This is a genomic window from Bradyrhizobium sp. NBAIM01 (genome assembly GCF_020194115.1).
Taxonomy (GTDB): Bacteria; Pseudomonadota; Alphaproteobacteria; order Rhizobiales; family Xanthobacteraceae; genus Bradyrhizobium; species Bradyrhizobium yuanmingense.
Genome location: NZ_JADYVU010000020.1, coordinates 79,097 through 97,477, shown reverse-complemented (window position 1 = coordinate 97,477; position 18,381 = coordinate 79,097). Strand labels below are relative to the sequence as shown.

Below are 18,381 nucleotides of genomic sequence, written 5' to 3'. Positions count from 1 at the left end.
AAGAAGCAGGGACGCGAAAAAGCCGCGCTGCCATCTGCTGGCAGCGCGGCCATGACGTGTGGGATCGGCGGAAGCCTACTTCTTCATCGCCATCGCCTTCTCGGCGCTCATATAGTGCTTGCACGCTCCACGCATGTTGCCCTTGCTCATGTCGGAATTGGCCGCGGCCATCGACTTCCTCGCCGCGATCTTGGCGGGCGTGTCTTCGCCGCCCATGCCGGCAACGAGCTTTGCCATGTTTGCACTGGTGCACGCCATCTTGGCGGCAGAGGCGGGGGACAGAGCAAGTGCGGCGAATGCCGTCGCGAGCAACAGGGTCTTCATCAAGTTCTCTCCTCGAGTAGGCAGCCGGCCTGATGCCGGCCAACGCAACCGCCATTCTTCAGCCACAAGTTTGCAGGGAAAAGACAATTTCGTTGCTGCGCTGCAGTGATACGCGCTTTTCAGCGTGCGGCTTTTGGGCGCTCCCCGACGCTGCCGGTGGCGACCTCCGGGTCGCAGATGGCCTTGCCACGTCCTTCTGCCTGGCAGCGATAGACACTGCCGGTGAGGCGATCGACCAGCCAGACGTTCTCGTCGGTCGGCCCTTCGAGCCCGACATAGCGGGAGGTCATCCCGGTGATCAGTGTCGAGAGCAGGATGGCCACCGCGATCATCGCCGCACCGATATAGATGGGCATTGCGTTCAGGGTCACTGTCCGATCCGGCGGGCCGCTGCGATGGAATTGATAGTCGCGCTGATAGTCACTTGGCCTCGGCACAGGACGGAACTCGGCTCCCCTCGCGTCAAATTATCGAATGATTGAAGTGTGTTAGGCGGACATCTGGACGAATTCTTGTTCGCGGGCGGGCGGTGAGGCGACGCCTTTGCGACGTTCGGGTTTCCCGGAACCCAGTACGGCCGGCTCGAAAGCAAAGTGCGAATGATTCGAACCGGAGCACAGTGACCTCGGCTCGCCGTTCGAATGTGACCAAGATCACATCAGAGCCGTTGAACCTGCCCTACGCTCGCAGCATCAAATCGCCATCAGGCGTAACAGCGAGGATACCACCATGACCCATTTCAATAAGTCTTTTGGACTGACGGCGATCACCCTGACAGCCGTCCTATCGATGACGGCCGGCCTTGCGCTGGCTGGCGACAACAACATCTCCGCCGGCCAGATCGTCGATGCGCTGAAGCCGAAGCCGGCGACCCGCGGCCTGTCCGTTGGCCCCCAGACCGACACGACCGTGCAGGCCAAGGAAGCGACCTTCCTGAACACCGTGCGCAACCGCTCGACCCGGTCGCTCTCGACAGGCGAGCGCGAGCAGATCGCCGAGCTCGCTGCCACCAAGCCGAAGATCGATCTGGAGATCCAGTTCGACTACAACTCGGCCGACATCGCCAAGACCTCGATGGCCTCGGTGCAGGCGCTCGGCAAGGCGCTGTCCGATCCGGCGCTGAAGGGCTCGACCTTCGTGGTCGCCGGCCACACCGACGCGACCGGTGGCGAAGCATACAATCAAGGTCTCTCCGAACGGCGCGCCGACACCATCAAGAAGTACCTGATGCAGAATTACGGCCTCAACGGCAACGATCTCGTCACCGTCGGCTACGGCGAGACGAAGCTGAAGGATGCCGCCAACGGCGCTGACGCCATGAACCGCCGGGTCCAGGTCGTGAACATGGACACCAAGACCGCAGCGAAATGATTCTCGGCTCCTGGAGTAAAACACGCCGCCTGCCGCAGCCCGGCGGGCGGCGAACTCATATCCAGCTTTGGAACAGCATCAGCCGGTTGAAGCCTCCCATCGAGGTGCCGACGAAGGCCGCGGAAATCGGCAGCATCACCGCAAAGCCGGCCGCCGCGACGCCGACATAAGCCCACAACAGCCAGCGCGGCAGACCCTCGCGGCGCAGCACATAGACCAGTGCCAGGGACGCCGCGGTCGCGGCCGGCAGATAGTAATAGATGAAGCCCAGCGTGCGCGGCAGCAACGCCCAGGCGAGCCAGGGACCGAAATAGAATGTGGCGATCAGGAATGCATCCCAGCGCCGCGCCACGATGAAATCGCGCAGCACCATGGCGAGTGCAGGCAGAGCCGGCCACAGCACGAGCGGATTGCCGAGGAAGACGATCGCGGCGATGTGGTCCTCCGCGGTCTTGTCGAACAGGAACCAGACCGGGCGCGCGAGCAGCGGCCAGGACGGCCATGCGCTCATATAGGTGTGGCCGGCGATGGCCGTCGTGGTGTTGTCGGCAAAGATCCGCCGCTGCGCCTCGATCAAGTCCGGGAGCGACAATCCGTAGAGCGGAACGAAGGCGGCAAGATAAGCCAATGCCGGCAGGACGACGAAGCAGAGCGCGACATGATGCAGCTTCAGGCCGGGCCAAAGCTCCGGCCGATACCAGTCGTCCGGCTTCGCGTCGGCGAACAGCGTGTGCCAGCCCTGCATCAGGCGGATCACCGCAACAATGACGATGCAGACGCCGAGCGGGAACAGGCCGCTCCATTTACACGCGGCCGCAAGGCCGAACAGGCTGCCCGCCACCGCGAACAGCGCTTGCGGCCGCTCTCTGCGAAACCCATGCATGAAGGCGGCGGTGGCGAGCAGGCCGAAGCCGAGCGCAAAGACATCGAGCATCGCGATGCGCGCCTGGACGTACAGCATCTGGTTGAAGGCTGCGATCAGCGCGGCGGCGATCGCCGGCCCCTGCGCGGCGAACAACGCGAGTCCGCACAGATAGATCGCGACGATCGCGAGCGCGCCGAACAAGGTCGCGGGATAACGCCATCCAAGCGCGTTGTCGCCGAACGTTGCGATCGATGCCGCGATCATCTCCTTGGCCAGCGGCGGATGCATCGGATTGAGCATCGGCTGCGACATCGCGGGCGTCAGCATCTGGCGCGCCGCCGGCACGTAATGCACCTCATCGAACACGAATTTTTCCGGCGTGACGACACCGATCAACAGCGCCAGATGCGCGATCAGGAAGATCGCGACAGCAATCACTGCACTCCGCGACACCTCAGGAACCGCAGGCAATTCGCGCATCTTTTGTGGGGCTGTCTTGCGTGGCAAATTGGCTTCACCGCGGAGAAAAATAAACTGCTTCCCGTCATTGAACGCATTCTGCCGCAACTGTCACTAAGCATGACGCAGGTCCTGCGCCGCTTGTGATAATTCCGCCACATCAGAAGCGCGCGCGATCCGGTACGATCAGGGACACATCGATCGGTTGCGAAATGAATTTGCGTTTTTGCCTTTTCTCCACACTGCTCACGGCCGCAATCTGTGCGGCATCCGGCGCCGAAGCGCAGACGCGCGTCGGCCAGGCTGTCGTCATTCAGAACGAAGTGGTGCGCGTCGCCGCGACCACGACGCCGATCAATGTCGGCGACAGCATGCTGCGCGACGAGACCGTGCGAACCGGCGCCGACAGCGCGGCGCGTTTCGTGATGGCCGACAGCACCAATCTATCACTGGGGCCGAGCGCCACGCTGAAGCTCGACCGCACCGTCTTCAACGACGAGCACAGCTATCGTGACGTCGCGATCCGCATGACCACCGGCGCCTTCCGCTTCGTCACCGGACGCTCCGACAAGGCCGCCTACAAGATCACGACACCGCTCGCCACCATCGGCGTGCGCGGCACCACGCTCGACATTCTCTCGCAGCGCGGGCGCTCCGTCGTTGTGCTTCAGGACGGCGCGGCCAGCGTTTGCACGAGGAGCGCCCAGTGCGTGCAACTCACCCAGCCCGGCGACACCGCCATCATCACCTCGACTGGCGGCAAGGTGAGCATCACCAAGAGCAACACGCCGCCCTGGACCTTCGCCGCCAATTGCGCCGCGAGCGCCGGGTTGTGCGCAGTCAACCAGTATGCCGGCGCCTCGCCGACCATCACGCCTGCCGTCGAGGACGACGCCATGCTGTGCGGGCGCTGACGATGGCGAAATTCACCGTTCGGCGCCTCATCCTTGCCGCTGCGCTGGCCGCATCTGCGGCGTTTGCGCTCGTCACGTTCGATGCCCGCCCGGCGGCTGCACAGGCCTCGGAGTGCGGGTCCGAGTGCGGTGAACCAGAGCCCACTCCGTCCCCAACCTATTCGCCGTCGCCGAATCCCTCGCCCACGCCGACCCCCTCCCCATCGCCCAGCCCCTATCCGTCGCCTTCACCGAGCCCGGCTCCGTCGCCGTCGCCGTCGGGACCGACGGGCGCGGATTCCAGCGGCAATTCGATCGGCGGCCTTGCCAATCAGCGCTTCAATCAGATGATCACCAACCGGGTGCTCGGCACCGTGCTGCTCGGCGTCAACGAGCAGATCAATTGCGGCGACTGCATCAGCGCGTTCGGCTCGGCCGGCTCGTTCTCGGCCGGCATCCACGGCCGCAAGCAGCTGACCAACAATCTGTCGCTGCTCGCCGGCATTGCCTACACACATTACAACGAGGGCGGCTACAAGATCACGAGCGCACCGATCGGCGCTTTCGCGCTGCGCTACGACTTCACCGACTGGGGCTCGTCGCGCCCGTTCTTCGACGTCGGCGCGATCCTGACGCCATGGGAGAAGGCGCGCTACACGCGCAGCTACGACACCAGCCTTGGGCCGGTGAGCGTGACGAGCTCGACCAACGCGTCCAACTACGCCGTTTACGGCCGCGCCGGCTGGATGAGCCGCCTCTCGCCGCGCGACGAGGTCGCGGCCTCGATCGAGGTCTGGCAGCTCTGGCAACGCGTCTCCGGCTATCGCGACAGCGCGGTGGCGTTCAATCCGTTCGACGCCAGCATCGCTGATGGCACCGACCGCACCAGCCTCGTCAAGATCGGCGGCCAGTGGACGCATCTGTTCGGCAGCAGCATCGAGACCAACATCAATGGCGGCTGGGTGCAGTCCTTCGCCAGCCACAGCGGCATCGTCGCCACAGTGACCGGCCAGGGCACGGTGGTGCCGACCATGGGTAACCAGGGCTGGTTCGAATATGGCGGCCGCCTCGGTTTCCGCGTGCAGAAGGGCTGGATCGTGGACCTCTTCGCCAACGGCACGCTGGGCCCGCAGCCGGTCGGCAACACGATCCACGGCGGCGTGGGGCTGCGGATCAATTATTAGCCGGCGAGAATCCCGCCTCACATTCCGCTGTCATGCCCCGGCTTGACCGGGGCATCCAGTACGCCGCGGCCATCGGTTTAATCACTGCCGTCTCGGAGTACTGGATCGCCCGGTCAAGCCGGGCGATGACAGTGAGTATGTGGCGATAGCGACCTGCCCTCACGCCGCCGACTTGCCCTCGAACGCGCGCCGCAACACCTCGACATCCAGCTTGACCATCTTCATCATCGCGTGCATCGCGCGCGCGGCTGCGGCCTTGTCCGGGCTCGACAGGAACTCGAACATCACCTTTGGCACGATCTGCCAGGCCACGCCCCAGCGATCTCTCAGCCAGCCGCACTGCTCCGCCTTGCCGCCATGGGCGAGGAACGCGTTCCAGACACTGTCGACCTCTGCCTGGTCGTCGCAATGAATCATCAGCGAAATGGCGTGGGTGTATTCCATCTTCATGCCGCCATTGAGCGCGACCAGCTTCTGTCCGGCCACGGTGAACTCGACGACGAGCACGGAGCCTTCCTTGCCGGAGGGGCCGTCCGAAACGTTGCGCTGAACGTGTGTGATCGCCGAATTCGGGACCAGCGAGACGTAGAATTTTGCAGCGTCCTCGGCATCGCCGTTGAACCACATGCAGGGCACGAGCTTGGACATGGTGAATGCTCCTCTTGAGGTCTGCTGTTTCGGCTCAGGCGTTCGCCAGGTCGGGCTGCAGAGGGGCGGCTGAAAGGTCCATCCAGTTCACGCCCCACATGTGGCCGTCCGGATCCTCGAAGCTGCGGCCGTACATGAAGCCGTATTCGTCCTTCGGGCTGGGATCGGCAACGCCTCCTGCAGCCTCCGCCCTGCCAACGATCTCATCGACCTCGCTGCGGCTGTCCGCGGACAGGCAGAACAACGCTTGGTTCGAGGTCCTGGCGTCCGCGATCGGCTTCGGCGTGAACTGGCGGAATTTGTCGTGGGTCAGCAGCATGGCGAAGATGGTCTCGGAAAAGACCATGCAGCTCGCGGTCTCGTCGCTGAATTGCGGGTTCTTGACCGCGCCGACCGCCTCATAGAAGGCAGTCGCGCGCTTGAGGTCGGTCACCGGCAGGTTGACGAAGATCATCTTGGGCATCGGAAGCTCCTTGGCGGGGTTCTGGCCAAGGACGGATGGCCAGGCCGCCATCCGACATCACTTCCGACAAATTTTTCGGACCCCGACTGCGGGGCCCTGTCGCGCCGCTCTCCGCGCCCCTGAAGAGACTTACTTCTTCTCGTTGGGATCCCGGTGCACCGGGTCGATCCACAGCACGGTCTCGGGCTTCTCGACCGGCTCAATGTCGAGGTTGATGGCCACCGCCTCGCCGTCGCTGCGCACCAGCACGCATTCCAGCACCTCGTCGGGGCTGGCGTTGATCTCCTGGTGCGGCACGTAGGGCGGGACGAAAATGAAGTCGCCGGGGCCGGCTTCCGCGGTGAATTGCAGGCTCTCGCCCCAGCGCATGCGCGCCTTGCCCTTCACGACATAGATGACGCTTTCGAGATGGCCGTGGTGATGCGCGCCGGTCTTGGCATCCGGCTTGATGCTGACGGTGCCCGCCCACAATTTCTGGGCGCCGACGCGGGCGAAATTGATCGCGGCCGCACGGTCCATGCCCGCTGTCGACGGCACGTTGGTATCGAGCTGATTGCCGGGAATGACGCGCACGCCGTCATGTTTCCAGCGGTCATCATGATGATGACCATGGTCATGGTGGGAATGCGAATGGTCAGGGCCGGTCATGGGACTTGCTTTCTGTTGGTTCCGTGCGCGGCAAACTAACCCAAAGCCGCAGCCGCAAGCCATGCCAAAATCGGAACCCTCATAGCCGCCCAGCGTTGTCATTCCAAGCAAATCGAAAGGAGATTTTCATGGGCAGCACGACCGACAAGATCAAGGGCACCGCCAACGAGGCGATCGGCAAGGCCAAGCAGGGCGTCGGTGAAGCCACCGGATCCGATCGCATGAAAGGCGAGGGCGTGGTGCAGGAAGTGAAGGGCAAGGGCCAGCAGGCCATGGGCGATGCCAAGGACGCCGCGAAGGATGCGATGGATCGCGCCGCCGCTGCGGCTCGCCGCGCGGCGGAGTGACGCGCGTAAGATTGAAAGTGAAAAGACCGGCCCTAAGGCCGGTCTTTTTACTTGTATCGATTTCATCCGTCATGGCCGGGCTTGACCCGGCCATCCACGTCTAGACCGCACGGCACGAAGATCGTGGATGCCTGAGCCTTCGCCTCGCCGAAGCGGCTTCGGCCGCGCAGGCGGGACGAGCCCGGGCATGACGATGTAGAGACGTCAGTCACTTCACCGCGAGCAATTCCACGTCGAACATCAGCGTCGCGTTCGGCGGGATCACGCCGCCGGCACCGCGGGCGCCATAGCCGAGCTGCGGCGGGATGATCAGCGTGCGCTTGCCGCCGACCTTCATCGAGGCAACGCCTTCGTCCCAGCCGGCGATGACGCGGCCCTTGCCGATCGGGAATTCGAACGGCTCCTTGCGATCGACGGAGCTGTCGAATTTCTTGCCCTTCTGACCGTTCTCATAGAGCCAGCCGGTGTAGTGCATCACGCAGATCTGGCCGGGCTGCGGCGAGGCGCCGGTGCCGACGGTGGAGTCGATGATCTGCAAGCCTGAAGCTGTGGTCATGGTCTTTCCTGCGGTCTGGGCCGAGGCCGTGGTGGAAACGAAATGCGACACGCTGGCGATCACGGTGATCGCGAGTGCCGACATCAGGGCGAGGAGCGCGCGCTGGAAACGCTGCATAAAACACCTTCCGTTTGAGGCGGGAGGTGTCTAACCCAAGGCGGTCGCCGTTTCCACCCCCTTTAGAGCTCGATATCTTCGAGCCGAACCGGCAGCCTGCGGATACGCTGTCCCGTGGCATGGTAGACCGCATTGCAGATCGCAGCATTGGTGCCGACATTGCCAAGCTCGCCGAGGCCCTTCACGCCGACGGGGTTGATGTGATCGTCCTGCTCGGACAGCATGATCACCTCGACGCCGGGCACATCTGCATTCACGGGCACGAGGTAATCTGCAAGATTGTCGTTGACGTAGCGCGCATTGCGCTCGTCGATCTGGGTGGCCTCGAGCAGCGCCGAGGACATGCCCCAGATCAGGCCACCCATGAGCTGGCTGCGCGCGGTGCGCGGATTCATGATCCTGCCTGCCGCGAACGCGCCGACCAGGCGGGGACAGCGGATCTCGTGCGTGAAGCGATTGACGCGAACCTCGGCGAACTCGGCGCCGAAGGCATAGGCGATCTGGTCCTTCATTTGATGGCCGCCGATCAGCCGGACCTGCCCGCTGTGCATGGCCCTGAAGGAATCCAGCGGCGCGCCCTCCGGCTTCCACTCGCCATATTCTTCGACCACGCCGACGCCGAGCGCATCGAACGCCTTCTCGATGTCGAGCGAGCGATCGCCCTTGGCGGCCTGGGTCGAGGGAGCCGGGCTGATGCCGACTGTCTCCTTGGCCTTGTCGGCAAGGCTGTCGCTGGGCATCAGCGCCTTGAACAGGCGCTGTCGGATCTGGTCGCACACCATCATCACGGCCGAGCAGGTGCTGGCAGTGGAATTGGAGCCGCCGGCAACCGGCGCGGGCGGCAGGTCGCTATCGCCCATGAAGACCGCCACCTTCTCAAGGGGCACGCCGAGCCGCTCGGCAGCCGTCTGGGCGATGACGGTGTAGGCGCCGGTCCCGATCTCATGGCCGGCGATCTCGACGCGCGTGCGGCCGTCGCGCTGCAGGCGCACGCGCGCGGCGGACGGTCCCGCCAGCGTCGGATAGCACGTGGCGGCGCAGCCGTAGCCGATCAACCAGTCGCCATCCGACATCGATTTCGGCTGTGGCGAGCGCTGCGACCAGCCGAACGCCTTGGCGGCTTCGTCGAAGCACGCCATGAGCGATCGCGACGTGTAGGGCTTGCCATCGATGGGATCCCTGGCGGCGTCGTTGATGCGGCGAAGCTCGACTGGATCCATGTTCAGGTTCACAGCGAGCTCGTCCAGCGCGCTCTCCAGCGCGAACAGGTACGGCACCTCGGGGGGCGAGCGCATGAAGCCCGGCGTGTTGCGATCGGCACGCACGATCGAGACCAGACTATCCACGTTCGGGCAGGCATAGAGGCGTGTCGTGGTCTTGGTGCCGCCGACGCAATAGGCGTCGGGGCGCGAGGAGACTTCGGCCCCCTCATGCCTCAAGGCGACCAGCCTGCCGTCGCGGCTCGCACCAAGTTTGATCTCGTGACGGGTCTCGGCGCGATGAGTGGTAATGGTGAAGCCCTGGTCGCGGGTCGGGACCAGCTTAATCGGACGGTTCAGGCGCCTGGCCATGGCGGCGATGATGGCGGTGCGCGGCGTCATCGAACCTCGCGAGCCGAATCCGCCGCCGACATAGGGATTGACCACGCGCACCTTGTCGGCGTCGATCCCGAGCTGCTCTGCCACGCCGTTCTTCAGGCCATGGACATACTGGCTGCCCTCGTAGATGACGAGATTGTCGCCCATCCAGGTGCAGCTGGTCGTGAACAGCTCCAGCGGATTGTGATGCTGCGTCGGCGTCTCGTAGGAGGCGGTCAGCTTGACCTCGGCCGCGTCGAACGCCTTGGCGAAATCCCCGACCTTCGGGTCTTCCTTGAACTGCGAGTTTTGTCCTTTCGCGGCGGCTGTCGTCGTCCCCGGCGAATCGAAAGTCGCGCTGGGCGTAGCAGCGCTATAGCTGACCTTGACGCGGTTGGCCGCTTCGCGCGCGGCCTCGTAACTCTCCGCCACCACCACGGCGATGATCTGGCCGTCATGGGCGATCTCGGCCGATTTCAACGGCTGGATCGTGGTGCCGGCATAGCCGCCATTGCTGTACAGTTTCGACTCCTTCAGCTTCGGGGCGTTCTCGTGCGTGACGATGTCGATCACGCCGCGGACGCGCTTGGCATCGTCGAGGTCGAAGCGGTCGATCCGGCCCTTGGCGATGGCGCTGGTGACCAGGAATGCGTAGGCCGGATTGTCCAGCGGCATGTCCGAGGCATAGGTCGCCCGCCCCGTCACCTTTGCGGCCGCATCATAGCGCGGCACGGGCTGCCCCATATTCGTCCTTGGCCCGGGAGCTGCAGCGGTCATGGTCAGATCTCCATCGTTACGGCCTGCTGGAGCGCGCGTGCCACGATACGCTTGCCGAGCGCAATCTTGAAGCTGTTGTGCCGGCGCCCGCGGGCGTCTGCGAAAGCTGCATCGGCGACGCGCTGTGCCAGAGCTTCGTCGAACCTCTGTCCCTTCAACAGCGCCTCGGCCTCACGCGCCCGCCACGGCACGGTGGCGACGCCGCCAAGCGCGACGCGCGCGTCGCGGATCGTGCCGTCCTGGACGTCGAGCGCGATGGCGGCTGACGACAGCGCGAATTCGTAGGATTGCCGGTCGCGGGCCTTCAGATACACGGAGCGTGGCCAGCGGCCGGAGATCGAGAACGCCGAGATCAGCTCGCCGGGCTGAAGCGCAGTCTCGATGTCGGGCGTGCTGCCTGGTGCCCTGTGAAGCTGCGCGAACGGCATGCTGCGCGTACCGGCCTTGCCGGTGATCTCGATCATGGCATCGAGCGCGATCAGCGCCTGCGCGAAATCGCCAGGATACGTCGCGATGCACTGATCGGAGGTCCCGAGCACCGCATGAATGCGATTGACGCCGTCCATTGCGGCACAGCCGGAGCCTGGATTGCGCTTGTTGCAGTTCTCATAGGAGACATCGCGGAAGTAGTTGCAGCGCGTCCGCTGCATCACGTTGCCGCCGAGCGTTGCCATGTTGCGCAGCTGGGCGCTCGCGGCGAGCTTCAGCGAATCCGCGATCACGGGATAGTTGCGCTGGATCTCCGCGTGCGCGGCGACGTCGGACATCTTGGCGAGCGCGCCGAGGCGCAAGCCGTCGCCGCCTGGCGCGATCGCCGACCAGGCGGGGGCCAGCGGATTGATGTCGACGATCGCGGTGGGTCTCATCACGTCGAGCTTCATCAGATCGATCAGGGTGGTGCCGCCGGCAAGCGGCTGCGCCGCCGCCTTCGTCAGCGGATTGTTTGCAGCTGCGGCGACGCCGAGCGCCTGCACGGCCATGTCGGGGTCTGATGCCCTTTGATACGAAAACGGTCGCATGCGCCTAGCCTTTCATGATCTCGGGCGCGGCCTGCTTCACGGCAGCGACGATATTGGGATAGGCGGCACAGCGGCAGATGTTGCCGCTCATGTATTCGCGGATGTCGGCCTCGCTGCCGGCATGGCCCTCCTTCACGCACGCGATCGCCGACATGATCTGACCGGGCGTGCAATAGCCGCACTGGAACGCATCGTTGTCGATGAAGGCCTGCTGCATCGGATGCAGGCGGTCGTCGGTGGCGAGGCCCTCGATCGTCGTGATCTCCTGGTCCTCGGCGGCGAGTGCCAGCGTCAGGCACGATAGCACACGGCGATCGTCGATCAGCACCGTGCAGGCGCCGCACTGGCCGTGGTCGCAGCCCTTCTTGCTGCCGGTGAGCTTGAGATGTTCGCGTAAGGCATCGAGCACCGTGGTGCGCGCATCGATGGTCAGGCGCTTGTCCTTGCCGTTGACGCGCAGCGTGACCTCGACGGGAAGCGACGGATCCTGCGCGGCCGGCGCCCGGGCATCCTCCGACGCCGCGCGCGCCGTGATCGGGATCAGCGCGCTGCCCGCCGCGCCGGTCATGAAGGCGCGCCGGTCGAATCCGGATGATCTGGAACCTGGTTTGTCGGGCATGGCAGGCCTCCGCCGCTGATCTGCAAAGCAGCGCACGCCTGCACCGCTCATCGCCCCTTAACCTGGAGCAATGGGCGCAGTTCCGGATGAGAGAAGGGCGGCGCAGCAAATGCCGCGCCGCCCTTCGTCAACTTTTCCTGATCTCGCGTGGGGAACTGCGCCGGCGATCAATAACCCAGCGCGCAGCCGTCCTTGCGCGGATCGGAGCCGCCGGTGAGCGTGCCCTTGTCCCAATCGATCCAGATCGCCTGGGCACCGCCGAGCGGGCCGACCACGCTGGTGGTCTTGTGGCCGAGCTTCTTCAGGCCCTCGACGACGGCCGCCGGCACGCTGTCCTCGAGCTGATACTGTCCCTCGTAGTGCAGGCCGCGCGGCATGTCGATCGCCTCCTGCACGTCGCAGCCGTAGTCGAGGATGTTGGTCAGGAGATGAGTCTGGCCCGTCGGCTGGTACTGGCCGCCCATGACCGCGAACGACATCGTGGAACGGCCGCCCTTGGTGAGCAGGCCCGGCATGATCGTGTGCAGCGGGCGCTTGCCGCCTTCGATGCAATTGGGATGGCCCGGCTGGATGCGGAAGCCGCCGGCGCGATTCTGGAACAGGACACCGGTCTTGTTCGAGACAATCGCCGAGCCGAAGGAATGCGCAACCGAATTGATGAACGAGCAGACGTTGCGGTCCTTGTCCACGACCGTGATGTAGATGGTCGAGGGATTCATCGGCGGCGCGACGTTCGGCAGGTCGAGCATGCCGTCCAGGCGGATCTTGCTGATGTACTCGTCGGCAAAGCCCTTCTCGAGCATCTCGGCGACGTTGATCTTCATGTGCGCAGGCGAGGCGACATGCATCTCGCGGTTCATGTAGGCGATGCGCGCGGCTTCCGCTTCGAGATGGAAGCGCTCGACGCTCACGGGCGCGTACTTGGTCAGATCGAACCGCGACAGGATGTTGAGCATCAGGAGCGCGGTGACGCCCGGGCCGTTCGGCGGGCACTGCCAGACGTCATAGCCCTTGTACATGGTGCCGATCGGCGTGGTCACTTCGGTCGTGTGCGCGGCGAAATCGTCGAGCGTATGCAGGCCCCCGATGCCCCTGAGGGTCTCGACCATGTCCTCCGCGATCTCGCCCTTGTAGAACGCGTCGCGGCCGTCCCTGGCGATCGCGCGCAGCGTCTTGCCGAGCTCGGCCTGGCGAATGACGTCGCCGGCGACCGGCGGCTGGCCGCCCGGCAACAAATAGCGCACGGTGTTGGTACCGTTCTTCAGCTTCTCGAACTGGTTCTTCCAATCGAAGGCAATGCGGGGCGCGACGACGTAGCCCTCCTCGGCCGCCTTGATCGCGGGCTGGAGCAGCCGGTCGAAGCCGAACTTGCCGTGATCGCGCAGCACGGTCGCGAAGGCATCGATCACGCCAGGGATCGAGACCGCATGCGCCGAGGTGAGCGGCACGGAATTGATCTTGCGTTCGAGATACCAGTCGGCATTCGCCGCCTTTGGCGCGCGGCCGGAGCCGTTATAGGCGACGATCTTGCCCTCGCCCCGCGGCTGGATCAGCGCAAAGCAATCACCGCCGATGCCGGTCGATTGCGGCTCGATCACGCCGAGCAGGGCCGAGCCGGCAACCGCCGCGTCCACCGCGGTGCCGCCCTCGCGCAGCACCTCGATCGCGGCGAGCGAGGCCTGCGGATGCGAGGTCGCCACCATCGCGTTGGTGGCGTGGACCGTGGACCTGCCGGGGAAATGGAAGTTTCTCATCGAATGTCTTGCTCTCTTGGCCGTCGGCGCGGTTGGCGCGCCATCTCGAAAACCGCGTCTACATGACACATTCCCGCCCCGCGGGGCAATGCTGGCATACCAGGAAAATGGCTGCCATCCGCTGGGCGTATGGACCTTTTGCAAGCTTTTGCGATGCGGGTTTTCCGGGCGCGGGCCGCCTGCTAAACGAGCGGCCATGACGTCCAGCAATACGCCTTACAAGGTCTGCGCCTTCTATCAATTCGTCGCCCTCCCGGATTACCGCGAGCTGCGCGAGCCGCTGCGCGCCTGCTGCGCCGGTCTTGGGCTGAAGGGCAGCGTGTTGCTGGCGCAGGAGGGCATCAACGGCACGGTCGCCGGCGCACCGGAGGCGATCGAGGCTTTCGCTCACGAGCTCGCACGCGGCGACATGTTCGGCGGCAGGCTCGACAATCTCGAATTGAAATTCTCCGCCGCGGAGGCGATGCCGTTCGGACGGCTGAAGGTGCGGCTGAAGAAGGAAATCGTCACGCTGGGCGATGCGGCCGCCGATCCGACGCGTCAGGTCGGCACCTATGTCGATCCGCACGAATGGAACGCGCTGATCGCAGCACCCGATACCCTCGTGCTCGACACCCGCAACGCCTTCGAGGTCGCGATGGGCACGTTCGAGGGCGCGCTCGATCCCGGCATCAAGAGCTTCGGCCAGTTCAAGGACTTTGCCGCCGAGCAGCTCGATCCGGCACGGCACCGCAGGATCGCGATGTTCTGCACCGGCGGCATCCGCTGCGAGAAGGCGAGCGCGCATCTGCTCGCGCGCGGCTTTGGCGAGGTCTATCACCTCAAGGGCGGCATCCTGAGATATCTGGAAGAGGTGCCGGAGGCGGAGAGCCGCTGGCGCGGCGAATGCTTCGTGTTCGACGAGCGCGTGGCGCTCGGCCACGGCTTGCGCGAGCGAAACAAGGACGTAACGCGTGACGAATGAGATCAAGACGCTGAGCGAGCGCATCGACACGCTGGAGACGCGCCTCGCCTATCAGGACGATACGATCGAGACGTTGAACCAGACCATCACCGCGCAGTGGAAGCAGATCGACAGGCTGACGCGGCAGATCACCGAGCTCAATGCTCGGCTGCAGGACGCCGAGGCAAATGCGCCAGGGCCTGCCAACGAGCCTCCGCCGCACTATTGAACGGTGTTACTGGCCGGACGCCTTGGGCAGCAGATCCATGACCTCGCCGGACATTGCCAGGCGGTTGCGGCCTGCGGCCTTGGCGGCATAGAGCGCCCGGTCGGCAGCTTCGACCAGCGCAGCGACCCCCGCGGTTCGTTCGAACGCCGGCCGGCAGGCTGCGCCGCCAAGCGAAGCGGTGACGCATCCAGCCGCCTCATTGCTGCCATGCGCGAGGCCGGCCTCGTGAATGGCGTTGCGGATCCGTTCGCCGATCCGGGCGCAGCCGGCGGCATCGATGTTCGGCAGCAGCATGGCGAATTCCTCACCGCCGTAACGCGCCGCCAGATCGCCGGCGCGCTGCGCTTCGGCCGCGATGATCTTGGCGATCAGGCGCAGGCAGGCATCGCCCGCGGGATGGCCATATTCGTCGTTGTAGGCCTTGAAGTGGTCGACATCGATCATCAGCAAAGCAAGGCTGGAGCGGTCGCGATAGGCACGCGCCCATTCCTCCTTCAGGCGCTCGTCGAAGCGGCGGCGATTGGCAAGGCCGGTGAGGCTGTCCTCGATCGCCAGCGTCTCGAGCCTGGTTTCCAGCCTCTTGTGCTCGGTGATGTCGCGGGAGATCGCGACCACGCCATCGACCTGGCCATTGTCCTTGCGCGTCACCCGCATGGTCGATTCGAGCCAGATCTCGCCGTTCTGCCGATGCGAGTTGCGGTAGGTGAGACGCGCCTCCTCCTTCTCACCGCGCTTCATCGCGTCGACGATCGCCTGGACTTCCGGCAGGTCCTCCGGATTGATACCCGCGAGGGCCGGCGAACCGACCAGTTGATTGGGACGCCAGCCGACGATGCGGACCGACGAGGGCGAGACATAACGCAGTCGCTCATCGAGGCCGATCCGCGTCACCATGTCGCTGGAGCCTTCGGCGAGCAGGCGGAAATGCGCCTCCGTCTCGGTCAGCGCGACAGCCATGCGCTGGCCGCGCTGCAACTGCCGCACCAGCACGCCGCCGATGACTGCGATCAGCATCACCAGCGCGAACACGTAGAGCATGCGGGAGATCGCCGCCGCGCGCCACGGCGCGAGCAGCTCGTCCTTGTCGACGGTGGCGAGCAGGAGGAGCGGGAACCGACCGCTGCGATTGAAGAAGCTGACGCGTTCGACACCGTCCAGCGACGAGGTGAAATGATGGGCGCCGCTCGGCCGTTGCAGGCTCGGCTCGCGGAACAACGGCTTGTCGGCGACGCTGCGCCCGACGAATGTCTCGTTGCTGGGATTGCGCGCGACGATCAGTCCGTCGCCATGCGCCAGTGACACGGAGCTGTTGCGGCCGATCTCGAACTGCTTGTAGAAGTGCGACAGATAGTTCGAGCTGATGGTCGCGAGCACCACGCCGCCGAAGCTGCCGTCCTGCTTGCTGAAGCGGCGTGACAGGGTGACGACCCATTCGCCGTCCAGCAGGCTCTTCACGGGACGGCCGACATGGGCCTCGCGCTTCGGCGAGAGCTGGTGATGTCGGAAGAAGGCATCGTCGCTGAAGGTCGTGCCGATCGTACCGGGTGAGGTCAGCCAGTTGCCCTGATCGTCGATGATGGCGAGGCTGTGAATGCGCGCGATCGCCTTCTTGCGCACATCCAGCAAGGTGCGCAGCTTCGCGATCGTGACCGGTGCGGTGCCGTCCATCTCCAACCGGCTGACCACGCCGACGACACCGGAATCCAGGAGATCGAGGCTGTCTTCGGCATGCTGGGTCAGCGAACGGGCCACGTTCGCCATCTCCATCTCGGCGGCCTTGAGCACCGCATCGCGTGCCGTCCATTCACGCCAACCGCTGACGCCGAGGATCGTCGCGCAGGTCAGCGCCACGAAGGCCGCCGCGCGCAGCGGCAGGCGGCTCCATCCGGCTCGTTGGGTAGCGCTCATGTGGCAGGGTTCTCCGATCGTTCGGAAACCTCTGCCGCTTCTGTTATTTAATTCTGAAATCGCTACCGGACTACGCGGCGGTTTCCGCCCTTTCCAGTAGTCTTACGGACGCGGCGATCGGTGCATCGCTAACAAGACATTAGCGGGCCGATCGGAATCCGGCGCCCGCCGCCGCTAGCTGAAGATGGCCTTGACCTTGGCCCAGAGCGAAGGATGCTCGGCATCGGCGTCGGCCTTCGAGGGCGTCGGCTGCGCCACGCTCACGGGATCGGACGCTGGGAACGTGTCCCTCAGCCCGTCGTCGAGCTTGGACTGCCGATCGGCAGCGAGCGCCTCGCGCAGGTCTTCGGCGTGCTTGTCGTGCGGCGCGGGATTGAATGTCTCAGCCATGATCTCCTCCATTGGCTGGTCAACGCGGCCCGATCATCCAGGTTCCCCTGTTCCGCTGCGGGCCGCGGCGGTGTATCAGGAAGCACAACCTGCTTCAGGACCATTCGTGCCCCAGTCTTCGACGAAACCATTCATCGACGTCCTCTCCGGCCAGCACCAAGCTGTCCCGCCCATGTGGATGATGCGCCAGGCCGGGCGCTACCTGCCGGAATATCGCGAGGTGCGCGCCAAGGCGGGCGGCTTCCTCAATCTCTGTTTCAACCCGGAGCTTGCCGCCGAGGTGACGCTGCAGCCGATCCGAAGGTTCGGTTTCGATGCGGCGATCATCTTCTCCGACATCCTGGTGATCCCCTATGCGCTCGGACGTTCGGTGCGGTTCGAGGTCGGCGAGGGCCCGCGGCTCGAGCCGCTGGACGATCCGGCCAAGGTGGCGACGCTGGCGCCGCACGCAGATTTCGGCAAGCTCGAGCCGGTGTTCGACGCGTTGAAGATCGTGCGCGGCGCGCTCGATCCCAGGACCGCGCTGATCGGCTTCTGCGGCGCGCCGTGGACGGTGGCGACCTACATGGTCGCGGGCCACGGCACGCCGGACCAGGCGCCGGCCCGGATGATGGCCTATCGGCATCCGGAAGCCTTCTCGCAGATCATCGACGTCCTGGTCGACAACTCGATTCAGTATCTGCTGGCACAGCTCGACGCCGGGGCCGACGCGTTGCAGATCTTCGACACCTGGGCCGGCGTGCTGCCGCCGACCGAGTTCGCGCGCTGGTCGGTCGAGCCGACGCGGCGCATCGTCGAGGGCGTAAGGGCCAAAGTGCCGGACGCGAAGATCATCGGCTTCCCGCGCGGTGCGGGCGCGCAACTGCCCGGCTATGTCGAAGCGACCGGCGTCAATGCCGTCAGCATCGACTGGACCGCGGAGCCCGCCTTCATCCGCGAGCGGGTGCAGAGCAAGGTCGCGGTGCAGGGCAATCTCGATCCACTGGTGCTGATCACGGGCGGCGCGGCGCTCGACCGCTCGGTCGACGACGTGCTGGCCAATTTTGCCGCCGGACGGCTGATCTTCAACCTCGGGCACGGCATCCAGCCAGAAACGCCGATCGCTCATGTCGAGCAGATGATCCGGCGCGTGCGCGGCTGATTTGTTTCGCCGCTTCGGGCGCGGCAAAACAAAGTTACGAAAACAACCCCATGCACAGTAGCCAAGTCATTGAAAAGCTTGGACTGGCGTGACTCGCCTGTGTGTTTTGACTCGTCGGGCAAAACAGGCGCAGAATGGCATCATCGCAG

Annotated in this window: 20 protein-coding genes; 7 read left to right on the top strand and 13 right to left on the bottom strand. The window is 64.9% G+C overall.

Annotated features, from left to right (window positions below; all coding sequences use genetic code 11):
• Nucleotides 1-75: 75 nt before the first annotated feature.
• Entirely contained in the window at nt 76-324 is a 249-nt protein-coding gene (locus I6F31_RS33895) for a hypothetical protein (protein ID WP_036035285.1), read from the bottom strand.
• A gap of 119 nt (nt 325-443) precedes the next feature.
• Complete coding sequence (locus I6F31_RS33890; RefSeq protein WP_036013890.1) at nt 444-680, bottom strand: hypothetical protein; 237 nt, start codon at nt 678-680, stop codon at nt 444-446.
• Between the two features lie 373 nt (nt 681-1,053).
• Between I6F31_RS33890 and I6F31_RS33885 the strand changes: the two genes are divergently transcribed.
• On the top strand, nt 1,054-1,695 hold the full coding sequence (locus I6F31_RS33885; RefSeq protein WP_225115083.1) for an OmpA family protein: 642 nt from the start codon (nt 1,054-1,056) through the stop codon (nt 1,693-1,695).
• 55 nt (nt 1,696-1,750) lie between these two features.
• Here I6F31_RS33885 and I6F31_RS33880 read toward each other — a convergent pair whose 3' ends face one another.
• Nucleotides 1,751-3,040: a phospholipid carrier-dependent glycosyltransferase gene (locus tag I6F31_RS33880; RefSeq protein WP_225148778.1), complete on the bottom strand. Its 1,290-nt coding sequence runs from the start codon at nt 3,038-3,040 to the stop codon at nt 1,751-1,753.
• A 191-nt stretch (nt 3,041-3,231) separates the two neighbouring features.
• On the opposite strand from I6F31_RS33880, the gene I6F31_RS33875 reads away from it, so the two are divergent.
• Together I6F31_RS33875 and I6F31_RS33870 are read left to right on the top strand one after the other, a co-directional pair.
• Nucleotides 3,232-3,933 (top strand): FecR domain-containing protein, encoded by a 702-nt coding sequence (locus I6F31_RS33875; protein ID WP_192893324.1) that lies wholly within the window; start codon nt 3,232-3,234, stop codon nt 3,931-3,933.
• 2 nt (nt 3,934-3,935) lie between these two features.
• Entirely contained in the window at nt 3,936-5,096 is a 1,161-nt protein-coding gene (locus tag I6F31_RS33870) for a hypothetical protein (protein ID WP_225186858.1), read from the top strand.
• Between the two features lie 159 nt (nt 5,097-5,255).
• Here I6F31_RS33870 and I6F31_RS33865 read toward each other — a convergent pair whose 3' ends face one another.
• The 3 genes from I6F31_RS33865 to I6F31_RS33855 all read right to left on the bottom strand — a co-directional run bounded on the left by I6F31_RS33865 (nt 5,256) and on the right by I6F31_RS33855 (nt 6,855).
• On the bottom strand, nt 5,256-5,744 hold the full coding sequence (locus I6F31_RS33865) for a VOC family protein (protein WP_225112442.1): 489 nt from the start codon (nt 5,742-5,744) through the stop codon (nt 5,256-5,258).
• Nucleotides 5,745-5,778: 34 nt separating this feature from the next.
• Nucleotides 5,779-6,207, bottom strand: coding sequence for a VOC family protein (locus tag I6F31_RS33860; protein ID WP_225147055.1), 429 nt, complete (start codon nt 6,205-6,207; stop codon nt 5,779-5,781).
• 129 nt (nt 6,208-6,336) lie between these two features.
• Nucleotides 6,337-6,855 (bottom strand): cupin domain-containing protein, encoded by a 519-nt coding sequence (locus tag I6F31_RS33855; RefSeq protein WP_036024770.1) that lies wholly within the window; start codon nt 6,853-6,855, stop codon nt 6,337-6,339.
• A gap of 128 nt (nt 6,856-6,983) precedes the next feature.
• Between I6F31_RS33855 and I6F31_RS33850 the strand changes: the two genes are divergently transcribed.
• Nucleotides 6,984-7,202, top strand: a complete 219-nt coding sequence (locus I6F31_RS33850) for a CsbD family protein (protein ID WP_036013900.1) — start codon at nt 6,984-6,986, stop codon at nt 7,200-7,202.
• A gap of 208 nt (nt 7,203-7,410) precedes the next feature.
• Here I6F31_RS33850 and I6F31_RS33845 read toward each other — a convergent pair whose 3' ends face one another.
• The 5 genes from I6F31_RS33845 to ggt all read right to left on the bottom strand — a co-directional run bounded on the left by I6F31_RS33845 (nt 7,411) and on the right by ggt (nt 13,621).
• Nucleotides 7,411-7,875: an FKBP-type peptidyl-prolyl cis-trans isomerase gene (locus I6F31_RS33845; RefSeq protein WP_036013901.1), complete on the bottom strand. Its 465-nt coding sequence runs from the start codon at nt 7,873-7,875 to the stop codon at nt 7,411-7,413.
• Between the two features lie 62 nt (nt 7,876-7,937).
• The gene (locus I6F31_RS33840) at nt 7,938-10,229 is read right to left on the bottom strand and encodes a xanthine dehydrogenase family protein molybdopterin-binding subunit (protein WP_225186857.1); all 2,292 of its coding nucleotides are present in this window, start codon (nt 10,227-10,229) and stop codon (nt 7,938-7,940) included.
• Nucleotides 10,230-10,231: 2 nt separating this feature from the next.
• A complete protein-coding gene (locus I6F31_RS33835; RefSeq protein ID WP_225186856.1) occupies nt 10,232-11,248 on the bottom strand; it encodes a xanthine dehydrogenase family protein subunit M in 1,017 nt (338 codons plus the stop codon).
• Between the two features lie 4 nt (nt 11,249-11,252).
• Nucleotides 11,253-11,867, bottom strand: coding sequence for a (2Fe-2S)-binding protein (locus I6F31_RS33830; RefSeq protein ID WP_225158257.1), 615 nt, complete (start codon nt 11,865-11,867; stop codon nt 11,253-11,255).
• A 167-nt stretch (nt 11,868-12,034) separates the two neighbouring features.
• A complete protein-coding gene (gene ggt / locus I6F31_RS33825) occupies nt 12,035-13,621 on the bottom strand; it encodes a gamma-glutamyltransferase (protein ID WP_225112438.1) in 1,587 nt (528 codons plus the stop codon).
• 196 nt (nt 13,622-13,817) lie between these two features.
• On the opposite strand from ggt, the gene I6F31_RS33820 reads away from it, so the two are divergent.
• Entirely contained in the window at nt 13,818-14,585 is a 768-nt protein-coding gene (locus I6F31_RS33820; protein ID WP_225186855.1) for a rhodanese-related sulfurtransferase, read from the top strand.
• Complete coding sequence (locus I6F31_RS33815) at nt 14,575-14,793, top strand: SlyX family protein (protein ID WP_036024763.1); 219 nt, start codon at nt 14,575-14,577, stop codon at nt 14,791-14,793. Before I6F31_RS33820 ends, I6F31_RS33815 begins: the two co-directional genes overlap by 11 nt.
• A 6-nt stretch (nt 14,794-14,799) precedes the next feature.
• Here the strand turns inward: I6F31_RS33815 and I6F31_RS33810 are convergent, their stop codons facing one another.
• Together I6F31_RS33810 and I6F31_RS33805 are read right to left on the bottom strand one after the other, a co-directional pair.
• Nucleotides 14,800-16,701, bottom strand: a complete 1,902-nt coding sequence (locus I6F31_RS33810) for a diguanylate cyclase (protein ID WP_225186854.1) — start codon at nt 16,699-16,701, stop codon at nt 14,800-14,802.
• Nucleotides 16,702-16,875: 174 nt separating this feature from the next.
• Entirely contained in the window at nt 16,876-17,091 is a 216-nt protein-coding gene (locus I6F31_RS33805) for a hypothetical protein (protein WP_036013926.1), read from the bottom strand.
• A gap of 106 nt (nt 17,092-17,197) precedes the next feature.
• On the opposite strand from I6F31_RS33805, the gene hemE reads away from it, so the two are divergent.
• Nucleotides 17,198-18,232 carry a uroporphyrinogen decarboxylase gene (gene hemE, locus I6F31_RS33800; protein ID WP_225186853.1) on the top strand — a complete coding sequence of 345 codons (1,035 nt, stop codon included), beginning with the start codon at nt 17,198-17,200 and terminating at the stop codon, nt 18,230-18,232.
• The last annotated feature ends 149 nt before the right edge of the window (nt 18,233-18,381 follow it).